Source organism: Paenibacillus sp. FSL P2-0136, assembly GCF_037975325.1.
GTDB lineage: Bacteria > Bacillota > Bacilli > Paenibacillales > Paenibacillaceae > Paenibacillus_AQ > Paenibacillus_AQ silagei.
Map to the genome: position 1 here is coordinate 401,505 of NZ_CP150244.1, position 18,272 is coordinate 419,776.

Consider the following 18,272-nt stretch of genomic DNA (forward strand, 5'->3'; position numbering starts at 1 on the left):
TATTTCCTTATATGTCACAAATACACAATTGGCATTCGTTATACAGGTGTAAAAGGAAAGTGGAGGTGATTCCTTTGGAGCAAGGCAACCCCGGGGGCCCAATGAATCCAAATAAGATTGAAGAAGCCATTCATCAGGTACACGCAGGAGACAGGCAAGCGTTCTCAACAATAATTAAGGAGTATGAAAGAAAGATTTACACGTATTGCTACTATCTCCTAAGGAGCCGTGAAGAAGCGGAGGATGCTGTGCAGGATATATTCGTTAAGGTGTATCAGCAGCTTGGGCGTTATGAACGGCGGGTTTCTTTTTCGGCCTGGCTATATAAGGTGGCTTATCATCATTGCCTGGACCAGCTTCGCAGGCGTAAGCGCCGCAGCCGGTTACTGTCCCTTTATAAGCTGCAACTGATGACGAATCAACAAGCGTTGCCGGAGGAGTCGCCGGTAGACCGGATTTTTGAAAATCTCACTTCGGAAGAGCGGGGGCTATTAATCCTTCGTGTCATTGAACAATACAGCTTCGAAGAGATCTCAATGATTACCGGAAGCAGTTCGGCGGCGCTGCGCAAAAAATATGAACGGCTCCGTAAAAAACTGATTCAGCAAAAAGCGGATGAAAAGGGAGGGTGTGCTCATGGAGAAGTGGCAGAATCAAACTGAGAAGCAAATGCTGGAACGTATTCGCAGCAGCGTCGAAAGAGTAGAGCTTCCTGTAGATAGCTATAATGAGCAGATTATGAACCGGATCGAACATTTGGAGACCAGAGGAGGAAATAAATTGCTTAAAAAGACGCTGGCAGCCGCAAGCATAGCTGTAGTAATAGGGTTAGGTACGATAACCGCAGGGTTCATCTCTCCTGCTTGGGCCGATACCTTGAGTCAAATTCCTGTCTTCAGCAGTATATTCAAGCACACGGAGAACCCGGGACTGAAATTAGCGGCGGAACAGGGCCTGACTACTTCACCTAATATGAGCGTTACCAAGGATGGAGTGACTTTAAGTGTTACGGAGGTATTTTATGACGGAATCCAGTTGGCCATCGGCTTCGAAAGAACCGGAGTAGCAGATGAGCGGGTGCTTGCGGAGATTACTGATTTTAAAACCCATGAATTCGATCAATCAACTAAAGGACTGCTGGGTCTGCCAGAGGTTACTCTGGCGACAGGAGAGCCTATCGGCTTCGGTTCTTCTATCACAGGTGACGTAAAAGGACAACCGAACACCCTCTTATTGGAGCTTAGAGAACTGCACAATGCTTCGGCTCTCGGAGACGAATTCAAGGTGAATATCCGCGTACCGGTTGCCCAGATCGCCGAGCCGTTTGAGTTCGAGGTAACAGCGAAGAAGCTTGCGGAGGGAATCATCAACCTTACCCCGGGCCAGGGAGCGAGCAAAGACTCCTTCCATTATAAAGTAAAGAGTCTGGACATCACGCCTGCTGCGATGAGGCTGGTCGTCACCAGCGAAGGAGAGGTGCCTGCATCGCCGGAGCAGACAGGGGAATATGGTCCAACGGCGGTATTCTATGAGCTTGTGGATGATGTCGGTAATGTGGCTACTTCTGGCCAGGGATATGCCATGATGAAGGCTGTTCAGCATCCTATTGTGGATAGCCTGTACAATATCTTCCCGCAAACCCCTAAGACGATTACGGTCAGACCGTATACAATGACTTTGGATAATGATCTGAAGCTCTTGTTGGATGACAATGGGAAACCGGTGAGAACTTATCATAAGGATCTTGAGAGCACTATAGTGATTCCATGAACCCGCGAACCGTGAAAACGGGAATGGGTAAGATAGGCTGAGCCCTTGTCCGCGTCTGCTGTGCAGATGCGGGCTTTTTTGAAAAAGGCCTGAGTCATCATCGAAGCGAAAGCCTCACTTTGTGGGGTTATTTTGCTGATTAGAGCAGTGTTAACGGAATGTAGATTTCACTTATAGAGTTAGGATGGTGGGGGCCCAGATAGTCCTGGCCGTAGTATTCAAATTCATAAGGGAGGTTCAGGCGGTAATCGGTTCTCGGCAGAAAAACGCCATAGATATATTTGTAGGTGGCAGAAACTTCTGCGGATGGCCCTGTATGCTTAAATCTAAGATAACGTGCTGGCGGCAGAGTGTGGATAGGGAGGTGGTTGACTGCTTGTCCACAGCTTGCCTGAACGCTAGTGCCGGTATGTACAGATGATATGGAGTTTAGCTCACAGGCGATGTGAAAGGAGATTCCGTTATCCTCATAGTTATCCGGCCAATAGCCTAGCTGGTAATACTGCTCTGGAAGCTTGCGGTCCGGGATAGCCGGAAGACTGCTGAATAGCTGCTCCCAAGCTGCTCCGATGACCGACTGATCTTGCGTAACGGTAATGAATGGCCCCTGAAGCCTGATTGCACCAAGCTCAATCAGGTCAGGAGAGGCGCCCTTCTGCTCTGACCAATGCGGTAAATCAGCCGGCTGTAAGGGATGGAGAAACATAGGAATAACCTGGTTAGACTTGTGGCGGATATGGGTGGGAGTAGTGTGCAGCAGTCTTTTGAAGGCCCGGGTGAAGGTCTCGTAATCATTATAAGCATAGTCCAGTGAGATCTCGTGAAAGGTCCGCTCGGGTCTGCTTAGAATATCACGGGCTGCCTCGGAAATCCTCCGTCTTGCTATATAGTCGCCCGGTGTGAGTCCGGTAACTCCCTGAAACAGTCGGATGAAGTGGAACAGGGAATAGCCGCTCGCTCTGGAGAGGGTCAGAACAGACAGCGGCTGCTTCAGATTCGCTTCGATATATTGGGTCGCCTGCAGAATAAGCTGGCTGTTCTTCATAAAGTCCTCTCCTCTACGGTCTACTCTACAGTCCATTCTCCCCATGATGCGGCCCATGCGGGCACTCTAACCTGACGAACACGGTCGGTGGAAGGGAAATAAGCTTTGATATCAAGTACGGGTGTTCCCGGATAGGCATCCAGTCCGCTGACCTCCACAATTCCCTGATCAAGATCGACGGATATAATACGGGCAACCGTGAGTCCAAGCGGATTAGGGCGGACCGGAGACCGGGTCGCAAAAACACCGCTTACCGGCGCATTATAGGGAGGCTCAATCTGAGTAGTCCCCCGGAAGCTATCATCTGCAAACTCATGAATCCACCACAGGATCTGGCAGTGGCTGAAAGCATCTAACCCCTTCAAGGCAGGTCTGTATTCGGGTCTAATCTCAAGTCGCAGGTTCTGCTGTGTTCCCGTTACTACTCCTACTGGTATAATATTATACAATTCTGAGGCGGGCATTGGCTGTGACTCCTTTCGGCTGGGGGATGATTCTAGTCTAGCTGAAGTGAAGGGAATTCGGCCTGATGAAAATTGCGGACTTGTATGTCATGGTATAATAGGTTGTTGATGACAGGGAGGGGTTTGGACGATGAAGGTATTGGTATTGGCAGAGAAGCCGTCGGTGGCCCGTGAGATTGCGCGGGTGCTGGGCTGTGGGAATAAACAGAAGAGTTATATGGAAGGTCCAAAATATGTGGTGACCTGGGCGCTGGGGCATCTGGTTGGCCTGGCTGAGCCTGAGGACTATAACAATAAATATGCAACTTGGGCGCTGGAGGATCTGCCGATTCTCCCAGAGAAGGCCAAGCTGAAGGTGCTGCGTGAGACCAGCCAGCAATATAAGGCTGTGCAGCAGCTGATGAAACGGCAGGATATTGAGGAGCTGATCGTAGCAACGGATGCGGCGCGTGAGGGTGAGCTGCTGGCCCGCTGGATTATGAATATGGCTGGCTGGAAAAAGCCGTTCCGGCGGCTGTGGATCTCTTCGCAGACGGATAAGGCCATTAAGGAGGGCTTCGCTTCGCTGCGGCCTGGACGGGATTTCGACCGGCTGTATGAATCTGCCCGCTGCCGTGCTGAGGCGGATTGGATGATCGGGCTGAATGTGACGCGGGCCTTAACCTGCAAGTTCGGCGCGCCGCTCTCTGCGGGGCGTGTGCAGACACCTACCCTGGGAATGATTATGGACCGGGAGAATGAGATTACCGGCTTCCGTTCCCAGGAATATGACCTGCTGACTGGGGATTTCGGGAATTTCCAGGCGGGGTGGCGTGCGCAGGGCGGGGATGGCCGGATTTTTGACAGGGAGAAGACGGGGGTCCTCAAGGAGAAGCTCACGGGCCGCAGCGGACGGATTACTAAGGTGCAGAAGAGTGAGAAAAGCGAGCCGCATCCGCTGGCTTATGATCTGACAGAACTGCAGCGGGATGCCAACCGCAAATTCGGCTTCTCGGCCAAACAGACCTCAAGTGTGCTCCAGAAGCTGTATGAACAGCATAAGCTGGTCACCTATCCGCGTACAGACAGCCGTTATCTGACCGCTGATATGACGGGCACGCTAAAAGAAAGGCTCGACAGCGTGGTTGTCGGGCCGTATGCAGCCCTCGCCAGACCGCTGCTGCGGAAGCCGCTGCCGATCACAAAGCGGATTGTCGATGACAGCAAGGTCAGCGATCACCACGCGATTATTCCGACAGAGCAGACGGTGCTGCTCAATCTGCTGAGTGCGGAAGAGCGGAAGCTCTACGATCTGATCGTACGGCGGTTCATCAGCCTGTTCTATCCTCAGGCCCGTTATGACGCCGTAGCTGTGACGGTAACTGTAGATGGGGAAAACTTCTATGTCAAGGGAACTACCATCAAGGATGCAGGCTGGCGTGAGGTATACGGCGGAGATATGAGCTCGGATGACGACGAGGAGGATGCGGGGGATGAACCCGCAGCAGGCAGTTTGAAGCTGCCGGAGCTGCGCGAAGGCGACCCTGTGAAGGTGGAGCGCTGCATCATCAAGCCGGGACGGACACAGCCGCCTAAGCGTTATAATGAAGCCACGCTGCTGACGCAGATGGAGAAGCATGGGCTGGGGACACCAGCCACCCGTGCGGATATTATTGAGAAGCTGGTCAGCTCAGATACGATTGAACGGCAGGGCAATCTGCTGCATCCGACCGGCAAGGGCAAGCAGTTGATTGAGCTGGTCTCGGGACAACTGCGTACACCGGAGCTGACGGCACGCTGGGAAGCGGAGCTGGAGAGAATTGCGCGCGGGCAGGGGCGCCCGGAGCCTTTCCTGCAGGGTATCCGGAGTATGGCCCAGGAGCTGGTGTCCGGGGTGAAGAACAGCGGAGCGGAATACAAGCCGCATAATGTCTCTAACAGCCATTGTCCGGAGTGTGGAACAAGGATGTTAGAAAAGAAGACTAAACGCGGCAAGCTGCTGGTCTGTCCGAAGGAGGACTGCGGCTACACCCGGGCGGGCGAGAAGCAGTTGTCGAACCGCCGCTGCCCGCAGTGCCATAAGAAGATGGAGATGAAGGAAGGCAAGGCCGGGAAGTATGTGCAGTGCCTCGGCTGCGGAATTACAGAGACGATGGATAAGGACCACAAGCATATCAACAAACGCGAGCAGCAGAAGCTGGTGCAGCAGTACAGCAAGACGGAAAGTGCCGGCAACAATCTTGGTGACCTGCTGAAGGCTGCGATGGAAGCGAAACAGAAGGGCAAGTAGCCGCAAGAAGCCAAAGTAAGGCTGTCCAAGGGACGGCAGATATGCTTTACTGTAGAAGATTGATACGGGGTCAGCGTTGGGGCTCCGGTAAATAGAGTGGGGCAGGTGGAGAAGTGGCGGCGGCTGAAGGTTTAGCGGGTGTGGCGAAAGCGGCAGAGGCTCCGGGTACGAAGGGGAGCAGCCGGTTGTATTTTCTGGTGATCGTCTTTATGTTCTGGTTCTCTTCTTATATCTATGTTCCGGTGCTCTCGCCGTATGTGGAGCATCTGGGAGCTTCTTATGTCATGGTGGGAGCGGTGCTGGGGATTTACGGCCTGATGCAGATTCTGTTCCGGCTGCCGATAGGGATGGGTTCAGATGTGCTTAACCGGCGGCGGCCGTTCATTTATCTGGGGCTTATCGCAAGCGGAGCGAGCTGTCTGCTGTTCCTGGCAGGGGCACATCCGGGCTGGGCGCTGGCAGCGCGGGCAGTCTCCGGGATAGCGGCATCGGCGTGGGTAGTATATTCGGTGATGTTCGCGGGGTATTTTCCGAAAGAAGAAGCGGGCAGGGCTATGGGTATGCTCCAGTTCACCACGGTGATTGCCCAGTTAACCAGCATGATGATCAGCGGCTATATCGTAGACCACTTCGGCTGGAATACCCCGTTCATCATCGGTGGGATTGTGGCGGTGGCTGCGATGCTGCTGGTCGTCCGTCTTCCGGAGCAACAGCTGGAGAAGCGCACGGCGATTAAGCTCAAGGATCTGGCCGGTGTCGTGAAGGAGCCGCTGCTGGTAAAAGTATCATTGTTATCGGTGCTGGCCCATTGTGTGCTGTTCATTACAATGTTCGGCTACACGCCGAACCAGGCGCTCTATATTGGCGCGAGCAAGGGAAGTCTCGGCTGGCTGACGCTGGCGTTTATGCTGCCTCATGCGGTAGCGACCCTCTATGGTGCGCGGTTATTCGGCCGGTGGCTGGGGGACCGGGGGACGCTGATGCTCGGTTTTGCCGGAAGTGCGGTGTTCACGCTGCTCATTCCCTCAATGCCAACGCTTGCCGCCTTATGTGCCACACAGATCGGAAACGGGTTCATGCAAGGCCTGATCTTCCCGCTGCTGCTCGGTAAATCCGTCTCCGGGGTAGCTCCGTTCAAGCGGGCGACAGCGATGGGGTTCTATCAGGCGGTGTATGCGATCGGCATGTCCGGCGGTCCTTTTGTAGCGGGATGGATGAGTGCGGCGTACGGTCTGCGCGGAGGCTTCTGGCTGGGCGCTATTGCAGCGGTGCTTGCGGCGGTGCTGTCCTGGTTCTGGATCAGGGAAGCCGGAGCCGCAGGCGGGCGGAGCAAGAAAGAGCGGCGGTTGCAGGGCCGGTGATGTGAGGTTATTGGTTTTTTGCCGGAAAGGGTAATATAATAGAGAGCAGATAGGATGCTAGGAGGAGGGGCCGGAGGGATGGTCAAGGTGGTATTGCTGTGGTTCGCGCTGATCAACATTATCGGGTATGTAGTGATGTCGGAAGACAAGAACAAGGCCCGGAAAAGACGGGATCGGGTGCCGGAGAAAACATTGTTTCTGCTGGCGTTCATGGGCGGTGCGCTGGGTGTGCTGATTGCCATGTACCGCAAACGCCACAAGACAAGGCATACTTCCTTCAGACTCGGAATTCCGCTGCTGCTGCTGCTGAATATGGTGCTGTATGGATATTTTTTGAGGTAAGACCTTTGCAGGCTTGGTAATGATGTAAATAATAGAAAGAGGTGGCGTATATGTTATTCTCTAAAATTCTGCTTGCCTATGACGGTTCAAAGGCTTCGAATCAGGCTCTGGAACGGGCGATTGAGCTGGCTAAGGTAACTCCGGGGTCCTCCCTGTACGTCGTACACGCATTTGAATTCCCGCGGTTCTTCATCGGGGAAGCGCTCGCGCCTCTGCCGGCATCGGTGAACAAGGATTATTATGACCTCGCGGTCCAGACTACGGATGAAGTGAAAAGCCGGCTGGAAGCCGAAGGTCTGAATGCTACGGTAGAATTGCTGCAGGGATCGCCTGCGGAAATTATTCTGAATTATGCCAAGGAGCAGGGTGCAGATGTAATCGTCATCGGCAGCCGGGGGCTGGGCGGTATCCGGGAATTCGTTCTGGGCAGCGTCAGCCATAATGTGGTGCAAAGTGCGCGCATTCCGGTGCTGGTTGTTAAATAATAGTAACTTTAGTAGAGGAACGCTGCGGCGTTCCCCTTTTTTTAATGCGTAGTTGGACAGATTAATGGGGAAAAGATTTTCATTATTGCCCAAAAGCGAACATTTTACAGACATGATATGACAATGTTCGTGTTTAAGTTGACATGATGTGTAGGGCGTTGTTAAACTGAATCTATGAAGAGCTCGTATAAAACCGGGGATAAGGCCCGGAAGTTTCTACCCGGTAACCGTAAATTGCCGGACTACGAGGAAATAGGATAACTGGAACGACAGCAGATAGCCTCCCCGCAGCCCGGGGCGGTGTTCCTGCATTCTCCTGCCTGTAGAGACGGGGAGTATGCAGCTGCCGGGCGGTTATCACCTGATTCCTTAGTAGTCCGGGTCCACCCGCAGCAGAATGCGTCTGGAGTCCGGGCTATTTTTCACGGTTCATGCGGGAATTGGCAGGAAACGGGACACACTGAAATCAGAGAAATCTCTATAACGGAAATGGAAGGCTGGGTGAACGATGTCTGTGCAAGTAGGTGTCATTATGGGCAGCAAATCGGACTATGAAACGATGGAGCATACCTGTGCGGTGTTGGAGGAGCTAGGCATAGCTTATGAGAAAAAGGTTGTCTCCGCACACCGCACACCGGATCTGATGTTCCGTTATGCCGAGGAGGCGGCGGAGCGCGGCCTGCGGGTCATTATCGCCGGAGCGGGCGGCGCGGCGCATCTGCCGGGCATGGTGGCTGCTAAGACCACGCTGCCTGTTATCGGGGTTCCCGTACAGTCGAAGGCCTTGAACGGCATGGATTCGCTGCTGTCTATTGTGCAGATGCCTGCGGGCATCCCGGTAGCGACGGTAGCGATCGGACGCGCCGGAGCTATCAATGCGGGACTGCTGGCGGCGCAGATCATCGGCGCCTTCGAGCCGGAGGTAGCGCAGCGGGTGCAGCTGCGGCGCGAGGCGACTCAGCAAGAGGTGCTGGAAAGCAGCGAGAGTCTATGAGCCTGGAGGAGCTGAAGGCCGGACGGCTGGAGGGTGGCGCGGAGCGGGCTGAGGTTGAAGGCGAAGCGGGCGGTGCTGAGGTGGAACGGGCGGTAAAGGCTGCAGGCGAAGCTGAAGGTGCCGGGGCGGAGCGGGCGATAAAGGCTGAAGGCAGAACGATAGATGCCGGGGCTGGGGCAGAGCGGGAAGAGACCGGGGCGCAGCCGCCGCGGACGCTGCTGCCCGGCGCAACGATCGGCGTGCTCGGCGGCGGGCAGCTCGGGCGCATGATGGCGTTGTCCGGCAGCGCCATGGGCTACCGCTTCGTGGCGCTGGACCCGGCAAAGGATGCGCCGTGCGGGCAGGTGACGCCGCAGATCACTGCGGCGTACAATGACCGGGACGCCGCGCGCGAGCTGGCGCGGCGCTCCGACGTCATCACGTACGAGTTCGAGAACGTGGACGCGGGCGTAGCCGCGCTGCTGACGGAGGAATCGTACGTGCCGCAGGGCAGCGCGCTGCTGTATACGACGCAGCACCGGCTGCGCGAGAAGGCGGCGATCGAGGCGGCCGGCGTGCCCGTTGCCCCGTACCGCAAGGTTGGCAGCCTGGCGGAGCTGGAAGCGGCGGCTGCCGACCTGGGCCTGCCCTGTGTGCTGAAGACAGCCACAGGGGGGTATGACGGCAAGGGACAAGCCGTCATCCGCAGACCGGAAGAGCTGGCCGCAGCGTTCCGGCAGGTCGCGCCCGGGGCGCAAGTGCCGGAGCTGGTGCTGGAGAAATTCATCGCCTTCCAGTGCGAGATTTCGGTCATCGCCGCCCGGAGCGCCTCGGGGGAGGTTAAGAGCTTCCCGCCTGCCGAGAACATTCATGTGGATAATATCCTGCATCTCTCCATTGTCCCTGCGCGGGTGCCGGAGGAGATTCAGCGGCGGGCCTGCGAGCTGGCCGAGCGGATTGTCTCCGGTATGAAGGCGGTCGGGCTGCTGGCGGTTGAGATGTTCGTGACGGAGGATGGAGAGCTGTTCGTCAATGAGCTGGCCCCGCGTCCGCATAACTCCGGCCATTACACGATGGATGCCTGCGTGACCTCGCAGTTCGAGCAGCATGTGCGGGCGATCTGCAATCTGCCCCTGGGCGATACGAAGCTGCTGACTCCTGTGGTGATGGTGAATGTACTCGGCCAACATCTGGACGGAGCCGTTCAGGCAGCCTGCTGTGCGAATGAAGAGGCAACCCGGCTTGGGATATCGCCCAAGCTTCATATATATGGTAAGACCGAGAGCAAAACCGGCCGTAAAATGGGCCATATCAACCTGCTCTGCAAGGATACCGGCGACGGATTGTCCTGGGTAGAGCAAACTAACCTTTGGAGGAACTGACAAGCTATGATTGAACGTTACAGCAGACCTGAGATGCGGGCCATTTGGACCGAAGAGAATAAATTCAACGCGTGGCTGGAGGTTGAGATTTGCGCCTGTGAGGCGTGGGCCGAGCTGGGAGTGATCCCGCATGAGGATGCCGCGAAGCTGCGCAAGGATGCCAAATTCGACATCGCGCGGATTGATGAGATTGAACTGGAGACGCGCCATGATGTGATTGCTTTTACCCGTGCAGTATCCGAGAGTCTTGGCGCAGAGCGCAAATGGGTGCATTACGGACTAACCTCGACAGATGTGGTCGATACGGCGCTGGGTTACCTGCTGCGTCAGGCCAACGAGATTCTGGAGCAGGATATTATCCGGTTCATTGAGATTCTAAAAGACAAGGCCATCGCCTACAAGGATACCCCAATGATGGGCCGTACCCATGGCGTACATGCAGAGCCAACAACATTCGGCCTGAAGATGGCGCTGTGGTATGAGGAAATGAAGCGGAACCTGGAGCGCTTCCGTCATGCCGCTAGCGGCGTACAATTCGGCAAAATCTCCGGGGCGGTCGGCACCTATGCCAACATCGACCCGTTCGTGGAAGAATTCGTTTGCCGCAAGCTGGGCACCAGCCCGGCACCAATCTCCACCCAGACTTTACAGCGTGACCGTCATGCAGAGTATATGGCGGCGCTGGCACTGGTTGCCACTTCCCTCGACAAGTTCGCTACCGAGATCCGCGCTTTGCAGAAGAGTGAGATCCGCGAGGTAGAGGAGGCTTTTGCCAAGGGTCAAAAGGGTTCGTCCGCCATGCCGCATAAGCGTAATCCGATCGGCTGCGAGAATATCTCCGGCCTGTCGCGCGTCATCCGCGGCCATATGATGACAGCTTACGAGAACGTGCCGCTGTGGCACGAACGGGATATCTCGCATTCCTCCGTGGAACGGATTATCCTGCCGGATGCGACCATGCTGCTCAACTATATGCTGAACCGCTTCGGCAATATCGTGAAGAACCTGACCGTATTCCCTGAGAATATGAAGCGCAACATGAACCGTACCTTCGGCGTTCCGTTCTCCGGCCGTATTCTGACGAAGCTGATCGACAAGGGCTTCAGCCGCGAGCAGGCGTACGACACTGTGCAGCCGCGTGCGATGCAGGCCTGGGAGGAGCAGACCCAGTTCCGTGACATCGTGGAAGCCACCCCGGAAATCACGGCCGTGCTTAGCGCAGAAGAGATCGAGGATGCGTTCAATCCTTCCTGGCATCTGAAGCATGTGGACACCATCTTCCGCAAGCTGGAGCTGATCTAATTTATAAAAAAAGGTAAGTCAGTGGTGAACTGATGAGCTTGAGAGAATTTAGATATTGGGGTTAAAGGAGGAGCGGAGGGGATTTTGGAACTGGAGAAGCGTCAGCGTTCGCCTTTATCCTCGGATTTCAACCGCAAATAGCGGTTCAAATCAGGAAATCTGAGGATAACAGCGATCGGAAGTCCAAAATTTCTGAAGTGACCCTATTAACCCGAAGGAGAAATTATAGCAAGATCATTTGTTCAAGGGAGGAAAGGTCATGACATCATCGGCCGTATCCACTGCCGTGGAATTAATAAATGCGCCGCTGCTCTACAAAGGCAAGGTTCGTGAGCTGTACGATTTGGGGGATGAGGTGCTGATCGTTGTGACAGACCGGATCTCCGCATTCGATTACGTGCTGGACCCGGCGGTGCCGGACAAAGGCAATGTGCTGAACCGGCTCAGCGCCTTCTGGTTCGGAGAGACCAAGGAGCTGATCGAGAACCATGTGGTGCATATCGAGGTGGACAAGCTAGGGGATATTGTCAAGGACCGTGAAGCGTTGAAGAACCGCATCATGGTCGTCCGCAAAGCCCAGCGGATTGATATCGAATGTGTCGTGCGCGGCTGCATTACAGGCGGCGGCTGGCGGCAGTATCAGGAGACCGGCAAGGTGAACGGAATCGGGCTTCCTAAGGGACTGCACAAGAATGCAGTGCTGGCCGAACCGATTTTCACACCGGCAGCCAAGAATGATGTCGGCCATGACGAGGATATCCCTTTTGAACAGATGCAGGAGCTGATTGGTGCAGAGCTTGCACTTGAGCTGAAGGAGAAGAGCCTGAAGCTGTTCGCTTTTGCCAGAGAATATTGTAACGATCGCGGCATCATCCTGGCAGATTGCAAGTTCGAGTTCGGGCTGCTGGACGGCAAGGTGATTCTGATCGACGAGATTTTTACACCGGATGCTTCCCGCTTCTGGGCCAAGGACAAGTACGCACTGGATATTGAGATCGACAGCATGGATAAGGAGCCGGTTCGCACGTACCTGTCAGCCTCCTCCTGGGACAAAAACAGTAAGCCGGACCCGTTGCCGCCTGAGGTGGTTGAAGAGACGTCGCGCCGGTACCTGGATATCTATCACCGCCTGACCGGGAAGGCATTATAGATTATCGTATTATCCTATTCTGAACAGCTGCAGCCAACTTTAATTGCATTCTCTACAGTTATTTTGCCCGAAAAAGAGGCCATTTGCTGTTTAATTGTATCCGGTACAACTAAAAATTAGCGGGATGACCTGAAACGCAGATGTCCGTAGAAATAGCTGTATGAAATGCAACTAAAGCTAATTTTGCCGGGAATATTGAGAATATAGTTGTACATTATGCAGTTAAGCAAGCTGCCATTAAGCCTAATTCAGTTCATTAAACTCTAGGAGGAACTACAAGCGTATGTTAAAAGCGACAGTCTACGTCACCATCAAGAAAAGCGTGCTCGATCCCCAAGGTGTAGCCGTGCAAGGAGCCTTGCACTCCGTTGGTTTCCAGGAAGTTGAAAGTCTGCGTATCGGCAAATATATGGAGCTGACCCTCGATACCGATAACCGCGCAGAAGCGGAAGGACGCCTGAAGGAAATGTGCGAGAAGCTGCTGGCCAACACGGTGATCGAGGATTACCGCTACGAATTGGAGGACTAAACGTCATGAAATTTGCGGTACTTGTCTTTCCAGGCTCCAATTGTGACATTGACTGCTACAAGGCAGTAGAAGACAGCCTCGGCGAACCAGTAGATTATGTATGGCATACAGCGACAGACCTGTCGGCGTATGACTGCATTCTCGTGCCTGGCGGCTTCTCTTATGGTGACTATCTGCGCTGCGGCGCAATCTCCCGGTTCGCTCCGGTAATGGCTGAAGTGGCTAAGGCGGCAGAGCAGGGCAAATTCGTGCTTGGCATCTGCAACGGGTTCCAGATTCTGACCGAAGCGGGTCTCCTGCCGGGCGCGCTGCGCCGCAACATGTCGATGAAGTTCCGTTGTCATGACACGGTGCTTAAGGTCGTTAATAACACAACCCCGTTTACTATTGACTATGCGAAGGATGAAGAGATCGTCATTCCGATCGCGCATGGCGAAGGCAATTATTATTGTGATGAAGAGACGCTCGCAGAGCTGCACGCGAATAATCAGATCGTATTCACCTACAGTGACAACCCGAACGGTTCGGTGGCCGATATTGCCGGAGTCAGTAATAGGGCGGGCAATGTAGTCGGCATGATGCCTCACCCGGAGCGTGCAGCGAATAGCCTGCTGGGCTCGGAAGACGGCAAACGGATGTTCACATCCATTCTCAAGACATGGAGGGATCGTTATGACGCAGCAAGTATCCGCTAAGGAGCCGACCGCAGAGCAGATCGCGGAGCAGAAAATCTACAGTCAGTTCGGTGTATCAGACAGCGAATATGAGCTCATTACCTCCTTCATGGGACGTAAACCCAACTATACAGAAATCGGTGTGTTCAGCGTCATGTGGTCTGAGCACTGTGCATATAAAAACTCCAAGCCGCTGCTGAGCCGCTTCCCGACAAGCGGGCCTAAGGTGCTGATGGGACCGGGCGAAGGCGCGGGCATCGTGGACATCGGGGATAACCAGGCCGTTGTCTTCAAAATTGAAAGCCACAACCATCCGTCGGCGGTAGAGCCTTATCAGGGCGCGGCGACCGGGGTGGGCGGGATTATCCGCGATATTTTCTCCATGGGCGCAAGACCGGTGGCGCTGCTGAACTCCCTGCGGTTCGGGAAGCTTGAGAGCGACCGGGTCAAATATCTGTTCGAGCATGTTGTGTCCGGGATCGCAGGCTACGGCAACTGTATCGGCATCCCTACTGTCGGCGGGGAGATTATGTTCGACAACAGCTATGACGGCAATCCGCTGGTGAACGCGATGTGTGTCGGACTAATCGATCATGACAAAATCCAGCGCGGCGTCGCCAAAGGGGTAGGTAACCCCGTGTTCTACGTAGGTCCGCCTACAGGGCGTGACGGTATTCACGGTGCAACCTTCGCCTCTGTGGAGCTGAGTGAAGAATCTGAAGCCAAGAAGACAGCGGTTCAGGTCGGCGATCCGTTCATGGAGAAGCTGGTCATGGAATCTTGCCTGGAGCTGATCGACAGCGGCATTGTCCTCGGTATTCAGGATATGGGCGCAGCCGGACTGACCTGCTCCAGCGCGGAAATGGCGAGCAAGGCGGGGAATGGTCTGGAGCTGTATCTGGATCAGGTGCCGCAGCGTGAAGACGGGATGACCCCGTATGAAATGATGCTCTCGGAATCCCAGGAGCGGATGCTGTTCGTGGTGGAGCCTAAGGATGAGGCGCAGGCGCAGGAGATTTTTGACCGCTGGGGCGTGATCTGCCGCAAGGTGGGGAAGGTGACCGATGATGGCCGCCTGAAGCTGTTCCATCACGGCGAAGTGGTCGGCGATATGCCGGTCAAGGCGTTGGTGGATGAATGCCCAATCTATAACAAACCGTCTGCGGTTCCTGCTTACTACGAGGAGAATGCAGCGATTGATACACTGCGTTATGAGGAAGTGACTGATCTGGGCGGCGCGCTGCGCACCGTACTGGGATCGCCTACCGTAGCAAGCAAAGCATGGGTATACAATCAATACGATTATATGGTCCGCACCAGCACGGCGGTTCGTCCCGGTTCCGATGCGGCTGTAGTAACTATCCACGGTACACGTAAGGGGCTGGCGATGACTACGGACTGTAATGGCCGTTACGTCTATCTCGACCCAGAAGTGGGCGGACGCATTGCTGTTAGCGAAGCTGCCCGCAACATCGTCTGCTCCGGTGCCCAGCCGCTGGCGATAACGGACAACCTGAACTTCGGCAGCCCGGAGAAGCCGGAGATCTTCTGGCAGATGGAGCGTGCGGTAGACGGTATGGCGGAAGCCTGCCGGGTGCTGGATACGCCGGTCATCGGCGGAAATGTCAGCTTGTACAATGAGAATGCTTCGGGAGCTATCTACCCGACACCGGTTGTCGGTATGGTAGGTCTCATTGAAGATACCGATCATATTACAACCCAGGCCTTCAAGCAGGAAGGCGATGCTGTACTACTGCTGGGCGTTACGAAGGCAGAGCTGGGCGGCAGTGAATTCCAGTATGCCGTTCACGGCTTGACTGAAGGCCGTCCGCCGGAGCTTGATCTGGCGACAGAGCGCAAGCTGCTGGATGCTGTGCTTGCTGTGATCCGCAGCGGTCTGGTCCGTTCGGCGCATGACTTGTCGGAAGGCGGCCTTGCCGGAGCACTTGCTGAGAGCTGCATCAGCGGAAGCATTGGAGCGAATATTGAGCTGTCTGCCGGCGGACTTCGCCAGGATGTAGCACTGTTCAGCGAGAGCCAGTCCCGTATCCTCCTGACTTCGGCACCTGATCGTGCAGAAGAGCTGAAGGCTGCAGTTGCCGCCTACGGCGTACCTGTTGAGATTATTGGAACCGTTGGCGGGGACCGCCTGCGTGTGGCGCTGGACGGCGCGGCTGCACTGGATGAAGTCGTTACTGAACTCAAGACCATTTGGGAGGATGCTATTCCATGTCTTATGAAATAAAGACCGGGAACAAGCAGGAAGCCCCTATCCTGTGGACCGGCGACTTTTACAACGAAGGAACGGGCTCGGGAGATATTTTTGACACATTAAAAGAGGAATGCGGCGTCTTCGGGGTCTTCGGACACCCGGAAGCCGCTTCAATGTCCTACTACGGCCTGCATGCTCTGCAGCATCGCGGGGAAGAGAGCGCGGGCATCTGCGTGGCGGATGGACGCGACTTCAACTATCACCGCGGCATGGGCCTGGTGAAGGAAGTCTTCGACAAAGACAAGATCGCATCGCTGGTGGGAGACATGTCCATCGGCCATGTGCGTTACTCCACCAGCGGAGACAGCCGGCTGACCAATGCGCAGCCGCTGGTCTTCAAATACCGTGACGGCGATCTGGCGATTGCCACGAACGGCAATATCGTTAACGAACCGCTGATCCGCAAGCAGCTGGAGCAGGGCGGCTCGATCTTCCAGACGACCAGTGATACCGAGGTGCTGGCGCATCTGATTGCACGTTCGCAGAAGGATTTTGTCGAAGCGACGAAGGATGCCTTGTCGCAGCTGGTCGGCGGCTTCGCCTTCCTCTTGATGACCAATGATAAGCTGATTGTCGCATCAGACACCCACGGACTCCGTCCGCTTGTGATGGGCCGTCTGGGCGAAGCCTATGTCTTCGCTTCCGAGTCGTGTGCGCTTGAAGTCATCGGTGCCCAGCTGGTGCGTGATATTGAACCGGGTGAACTGTTGGTGCTGGACCAGAACGGCTTCCGTGAAGAACGCTTCGCCGAGCCTAAGCGCAAAGCGCTATGCGCGATGGAGTACATCTACTTCGCCCGCCCGGACAGTGATCTGAACGGCTCCAACCTGCACTCCGCGCGCAAGCGCATGGGTAGCCGCATGGCGCTCGAAGCCTTCGTGGATGCGGATATTGTCACCGGCGTGCCGGATTCCAGTATCTCCGCCGCCATCGGCTATGCCGAGCAGACGGGCATCCCGTACGAGCTGGGGCTGATCAAGAACAAGTATACCGGCCGCACGTTCATCCAGCCCAGCCAGGAGCTGCGTGAGCAGGGCGTGAAGATGAAGCTCAGCGCGGTACGCCGCGTCGTGGAAGGCCAGCGCGTAGTGATGATCGACGATTCCATCGTGCGCGGCACGACCTCGCGCCGGATCGTCAACCTGCTGCGCGAAGCCGGAGCCGTAGAGGTCCACGTGCGGATTACCTCGCCGCCGTTCAAGAATCCATGCTTCTATGGCATCGATACCCCGGACCGCCGCGAGCTGATTGCCTCGTATAAGACCATCGCCGAGATGTGCGAGGAGATCAACGCCGATTCCCTGGCGTTCCTCTCCCCTGACGGACTGATCCAGTCCATCGGCGGCTATAATAGTGACGACTACAAGGGCGGCTTATGCCTGTCCTGCTTCGACAATGATTACCCGACGCAGGTGGATTTCGGCGGGGAAGAGAAGGACGGATGCTCGTGTTAACATCCCCCTAAGTCTGTGGGTCTCATCCCCCTAAGTCCCCCTTGCGAAGGGGGATTCCGGAGGGCGCTGCCCTCCGGCCACCCGAAAGTTTGGTGGTAGGAGTTTGCTCTAAACTTGCTAAGAAGGCGTGGGTGCGCATCCCCGCTTTGTCCCTGTGTGCTGCGCACGGCCGGGACACGCTCTGCGGCCCTGCACCCCCGGCGGCCTGCGGTCCGCCGGGCCCTCTGGCTCCAGAATCTGTCCTGTTTGCTGCGCAAATCCGGAGATTCTGTCGCCCCAGAGACCGCACGGCTTCGCCCGTGCGGGGAAGTGCCCCAGAACCAGCCCTGTTTGCTGTCGCAAAATCGGAGGTTCTGTCGCTCCAGAGACCGCACGGCTTCGCTCCGTGCGGTAAGGCCTGCAGAACCCGTCCTGTTTGCTGTCGCAAAATCGGAGGTTCTGTCGCCTTAAGGATCGCACGGCTTCGCTCCGTGCGGTAAGGCCTGCAGAACCCGTCCTGTTTGCTGCGCAAATCCGGAGGTTCTGTCGCTCCAGAGACCGCACGGCTTCGCCCGTGCGGGGAGAGCTCCCGCCCTCGTCCTGTTTGCTATCGCAAAGTCGGGGGAGCGGTTGCCTAAGGAGGCGCTGGGCTTCGCCCGCAGCGCCGACCCCTTGCTGCTGTGCAAGGCGCGAAATTTCGGCTTGCGGTACGGGTTTGAAAACCAGGTGGTGGGAGTCATGGAGAGGAAATTTGGAACTGTAGGAGCGATAGCGTTCGCCTTTATATTTGGATTTCTACTGCGGTCAGCGGTTCAAATCAA

General features: G+C 55.6%; 16 protein-coding genes and 1 riboswitch. Of the genes, 14 read left to right on the forward strand and 2 right to left on the reverse strand.

From position 1 onward, the window contains the following. The first annotated feature begins 101 nt into the window (after window positions 1–101). Both NYE26_RS01665 and NYE26_RS01670 read left to right on the forward strand, forming a co-directional pair. Window positions 102–662, forward strand: a complete 561-nt coding sequence (locus NYE26_RS01665; protein ID WP_036731006.1) for an RNA polymerase sigma factor — start codon at window positions 102–104, stop codon at window positions 660–662. Continuing rightward, complete coding sequence (locus NYE26_RS01670; protein WP_339253424.1) at window positions 637–1,770, forward strand: DUF4179 domain-containing protein; 1,134 nt, start codon at window positions 637–639, stop codon at window positions 1,768–1,770. Before NYE26_RS01665 ends, NYE26_RS01670 begins: the two co-directional genes overlap by 26 nt. A gap of 139 nt (window positions 1,771–1,909) precedes the next feature. On the opposite strand, the gene NYE26_RS01675 is transcribed toward NYE26_RS01670, so the two are convergent. Continuing rightward, on the reverse strand, window positions 1,910–2,815 hold the full coding sequence (locus NYE26_RS01675; RefSeq protein WP_339253425.1) for an AraC family transcriptional regulator: 906 nt from the start codon (window positions 2,813–2,815) through the stop codon (window positions 1,910–1,912). A gap of 20 nt (window positions 2,816–2,835) precedes the next feature. Next, a complete protein-coding gene (gene tsaA / locus NYE26_RS01680; protein WP_339253427.1) occupies window positions 2,836–3,279 on the reverse strand; it encodes a tRNA (N6-threonylcarbamoyladenosine(37)-N6)-methyltransferase TrmO in 444 nt (147 codons plus the stop codon). A gap of 130 nt (window positions 3,280–3,409) precedes the next feature. Between tsaA and NYE26_RS01685 the strand changes: the two genes are divergently transcribed. From NYE26_RS01685 to purF, 12 genes are all read left to right on the forward strand, one after another. Beyond that, window positions 3,410–5,548, forward strand: coding sequence for a DNA topoisomerase 3 (locus NYE26_RS01685; protein ID WP_339253429.1), 2,139 nt, complete (start codon window positions 3,410–3,412; stop codon window positions 5,546–5,548). Window positions 5,549–5,688: 140 nt separating this feature from the next. After that, window positions 5,689–6,909, forward strand: coding sequence for an MFS transporter (locus NYE26_RS01690; RefSeq protein WP_339253431.1), 1,221 nt, complete (start codon window positions 5,689–5,691; stop codon window positions 6,907–6,909). 78 nt (window positions 6,910–6,987) lie between these two features. Next, window positions 6,988–7,251: a DUF1294 domain-containing protein gene (locus tag NYE26_RS01695; RefSeq protein WP_036693313.1), complete on the forward strand. Its 264-nt coding sequence runs from the start codon at window positions 6,988–6,990 to the stop codon at window positions 7,249–7,251. A 50-nt stretch (window positions 7,252–7,301) separates the two neighbouring features. Continuing rightward, window positions 7,302–7,736: a universal stress protein gene (locus NYE26_RS01700; RefSeq protein WP_036730952.1), complete on the forward strand. Its 435-nt coding sequence runs from the start codon at window positions 7,302–7,304 to the stop codon at window positions 7,734–7,736. 163 nt (window positions 7,737–7,899) lie between these two features. Beyond that, a riboswitch (purine riboswitch) is annotated at window positions 7,900–8,001 on the forward strand. A gap of 243 nt (window positions 8,002–8,244) precedes the next feature. Continuing rightward, a complete protein-coding gene (purE, locus tag NYE26_RS01705; RefSeq protein ID WP_339253433.1) occupies window positions 8,245–8,730 on the forward strand; it encodes a 5-(carboxyamino)imidazole ribonucleotide mutase in 486 nt (161 codons plus the stop codon). Beyond that, on the forward strand, window positions 8,727–10,091 hold the full coding sequence (gene purK / locus NYE26_RS01710) for a 5-(carboxyamino)imidazole ribonucleotide synthase (protein ID WP_339253435.1): 1,365 nt from the start codon (window positions 8,727–8,729) through the stop codon (window positions 10,089–10,091). Before purE ends, purK begins: the two co-directional genes overlap by 4 nt. 6 nt (window positions 10,092–10,097) lie before the next feature. Next, complete coding sequence (gene purB / locus NYE26_RS01715) at window positions 10,098–11,393, forward strand: adenylosuccinate lyase (RefSeq protein WP_339253437.1); 1,296 nt, start codon at window positions 10,098–10,100, stop codon at window positions 11,391–11,393. A gap of 259 nt (window positions 11,394–11,652) precedes the next feature. Beyond that, window positions 11,653–12,543, forward strand: a complete 891-nt coding sequence (locus NYE26_RS01720) for a phosphoribosylaminoimidazolesuccinocarboxamide synthase (RefSeq protein ID WP_339253439.1) — start codon at window positions 11,653–11,655, stop codon at window positions 12,541–12,543. A 283-nt stretch (window positions 12,544–12,826) separates the two neighbouring features. Next, complete coding sequence (purS, locus tag NYE26_RS01725) at window positions 12,827–13,072, forward strand: phosphoribosylformylglycinamidine synthase subunit PurS (protein ID WP_019913657.1); 246 nt, start codon at window positions 12,827–12,829, stop codon at window positions 13,070–13,072. Between the two features lie 5 nt (window positions 13,073–13,077). After that, the gene (purQ, locus tag NYE26_RS01730; protein ID WP_036730944.1) at window positions 13,078–13,767 is read left to right on the forward strand and encodes a phosphoribosylformylglycinamidine synthase subunit PurQ; all 690 of its coding nucleotides are present in this window, start codon (window positions 13,078–13,080) and stop codon (window positions 13,765–13,767) included. Continuing rightward, on the forward strand, window positions 13,745–15,991 hold the full coding sequence (gene purL, locus NYE26_RS01735) for a phosphoribosylformylglycinamidine synthase subunit PurL (RefSeq protein WP_076080176.1): 2,247 nt from the start codon (window positions 13,745–13,747) through the stop codon (window positions 15,989–15,991). The genes purQ and purL overlap by 23 nt, the downstream gene beginning before the upstream one ends. Then, window positions 15,976–17,472 (forward strand): amidophosphoribosyltransferase, encoded by a 1,497-nt coding sequence (gene purF, locus NYE26_RS01740; RefSeq protein ID WP_209875520.1) that lies wholly within the window; start codon window positions 15,976–15,978, stop codon window positions 17,470–17,472. Before purL ends, purF begins: the two co-directional genes overlap by 16 nt. The last annotated feature ends 800 nt before the right edge of the window (window positions 17,473–18,272 follow it).

Excerpts from the sequence above, each read along its gene's own strand:
- NYE26_RS01665 (WP_036731006.1), top strand. The coding sequence starts at position 102 with ATGAATCCAAATAAGATTGAAGAAGCCATTCATCAGGTACACGCAGGA.
- NYE26_RS01670 (WP_339253424.1), top strand. The coding sequence starts at position 637 with ATGGAGAAGTGGCAGAATCAAACTGAGAAGCAAATGCTGGAACGTATT.
- NYE26_RS01675 (WP_339253425.1), bottom strand. The coding sequence starts at position 2,815 with ATGAAGAACAGCCAGCTTATTCTGCAGGCGACCCAATATATCGAAGCG.
- tsaA (WP_339253427.1), bottom strand. The coding sequence starts at position 3,279 with ATGCCCGCCTCAGAATTGTATAATATTATACCAGTAGGAGTAGTAACG.
- NYE26_RS01685 (WP_339253429.1), top strand. The coding sequence starts at position 3,410 with ATGAAGGTATTGGTATTGGCAGAGAAGCCGTCGGTGGCCCGTGAGATT.
- NYE26_RS01695 (WP_036693313.1), top strand. The coding sequence starts at position 6,988 with ATGGTCAAGGTGGTATTGCTGTGGTTCGCGCTGATCAACATTATCGGG.
- NYE26_RS01700 (WP_036730952.1), top strand. The coding sequence starts at position 7,302 with ATGTTATTCTCTAAAATTCTGCTTGCCTATGACGGTTCAAAGGCTTCG.
- purE (WP_339253433.1), top strand. The coding sequence starts at position 8,245 with ATGTCTGTGCAAGTAGGTGTCATTATGGGCAGCAAATCGGACTATGAA.
- purK (WP_339253435.1), top strand. The coding sequence starts at position 8,727 with ATGAGCCTGGAGGAGCTGAAGGCCGGACGGCTGGAGGGTGGCGCGGAG.
- purB (WP_339253437.1), top strand. The coding sequence starts at position 10,098 with ATGATTGAACGTTACAGCAGACCTGAGATGCGGGCCATTTGGACCGAA.
- NYE26_RS01720 (WP_339253439.1), top strand. The coding sequence starts at position 11,653 with ATGACATCATCGGCCGTATCCACTGCCGTGGAATTAATAAATGCGCCG.
- purS (WP_019913657.1), top strand. The coding sequence starts at position 12,827 with ATGTTAAAAGCGACAGTCTACGTCACCATCAAGAAAAGCGTGCTCGAT.
- purQ (WP_036730944.1), top strand. The coding sequence starts at position 13,078 with ATGAAATTTGCGGTACTTGTCTTTCCAGGCTCCAATTGTGACATTGAC.
- purL (WP_076080176.1), top strand. The coding sequence starts at position 13,745 with ATGACGCAGCAAGTATCCGCTAAGGAGCCGACCGCAGAGCAGATCGCG.
- purF (WP_209875520.1), top strand. The coding sequence starts at position 15,976 with ATGTCTTATGAAATAAAGACCGGGAACAAGCAGGAAGCCCCTATCCTG.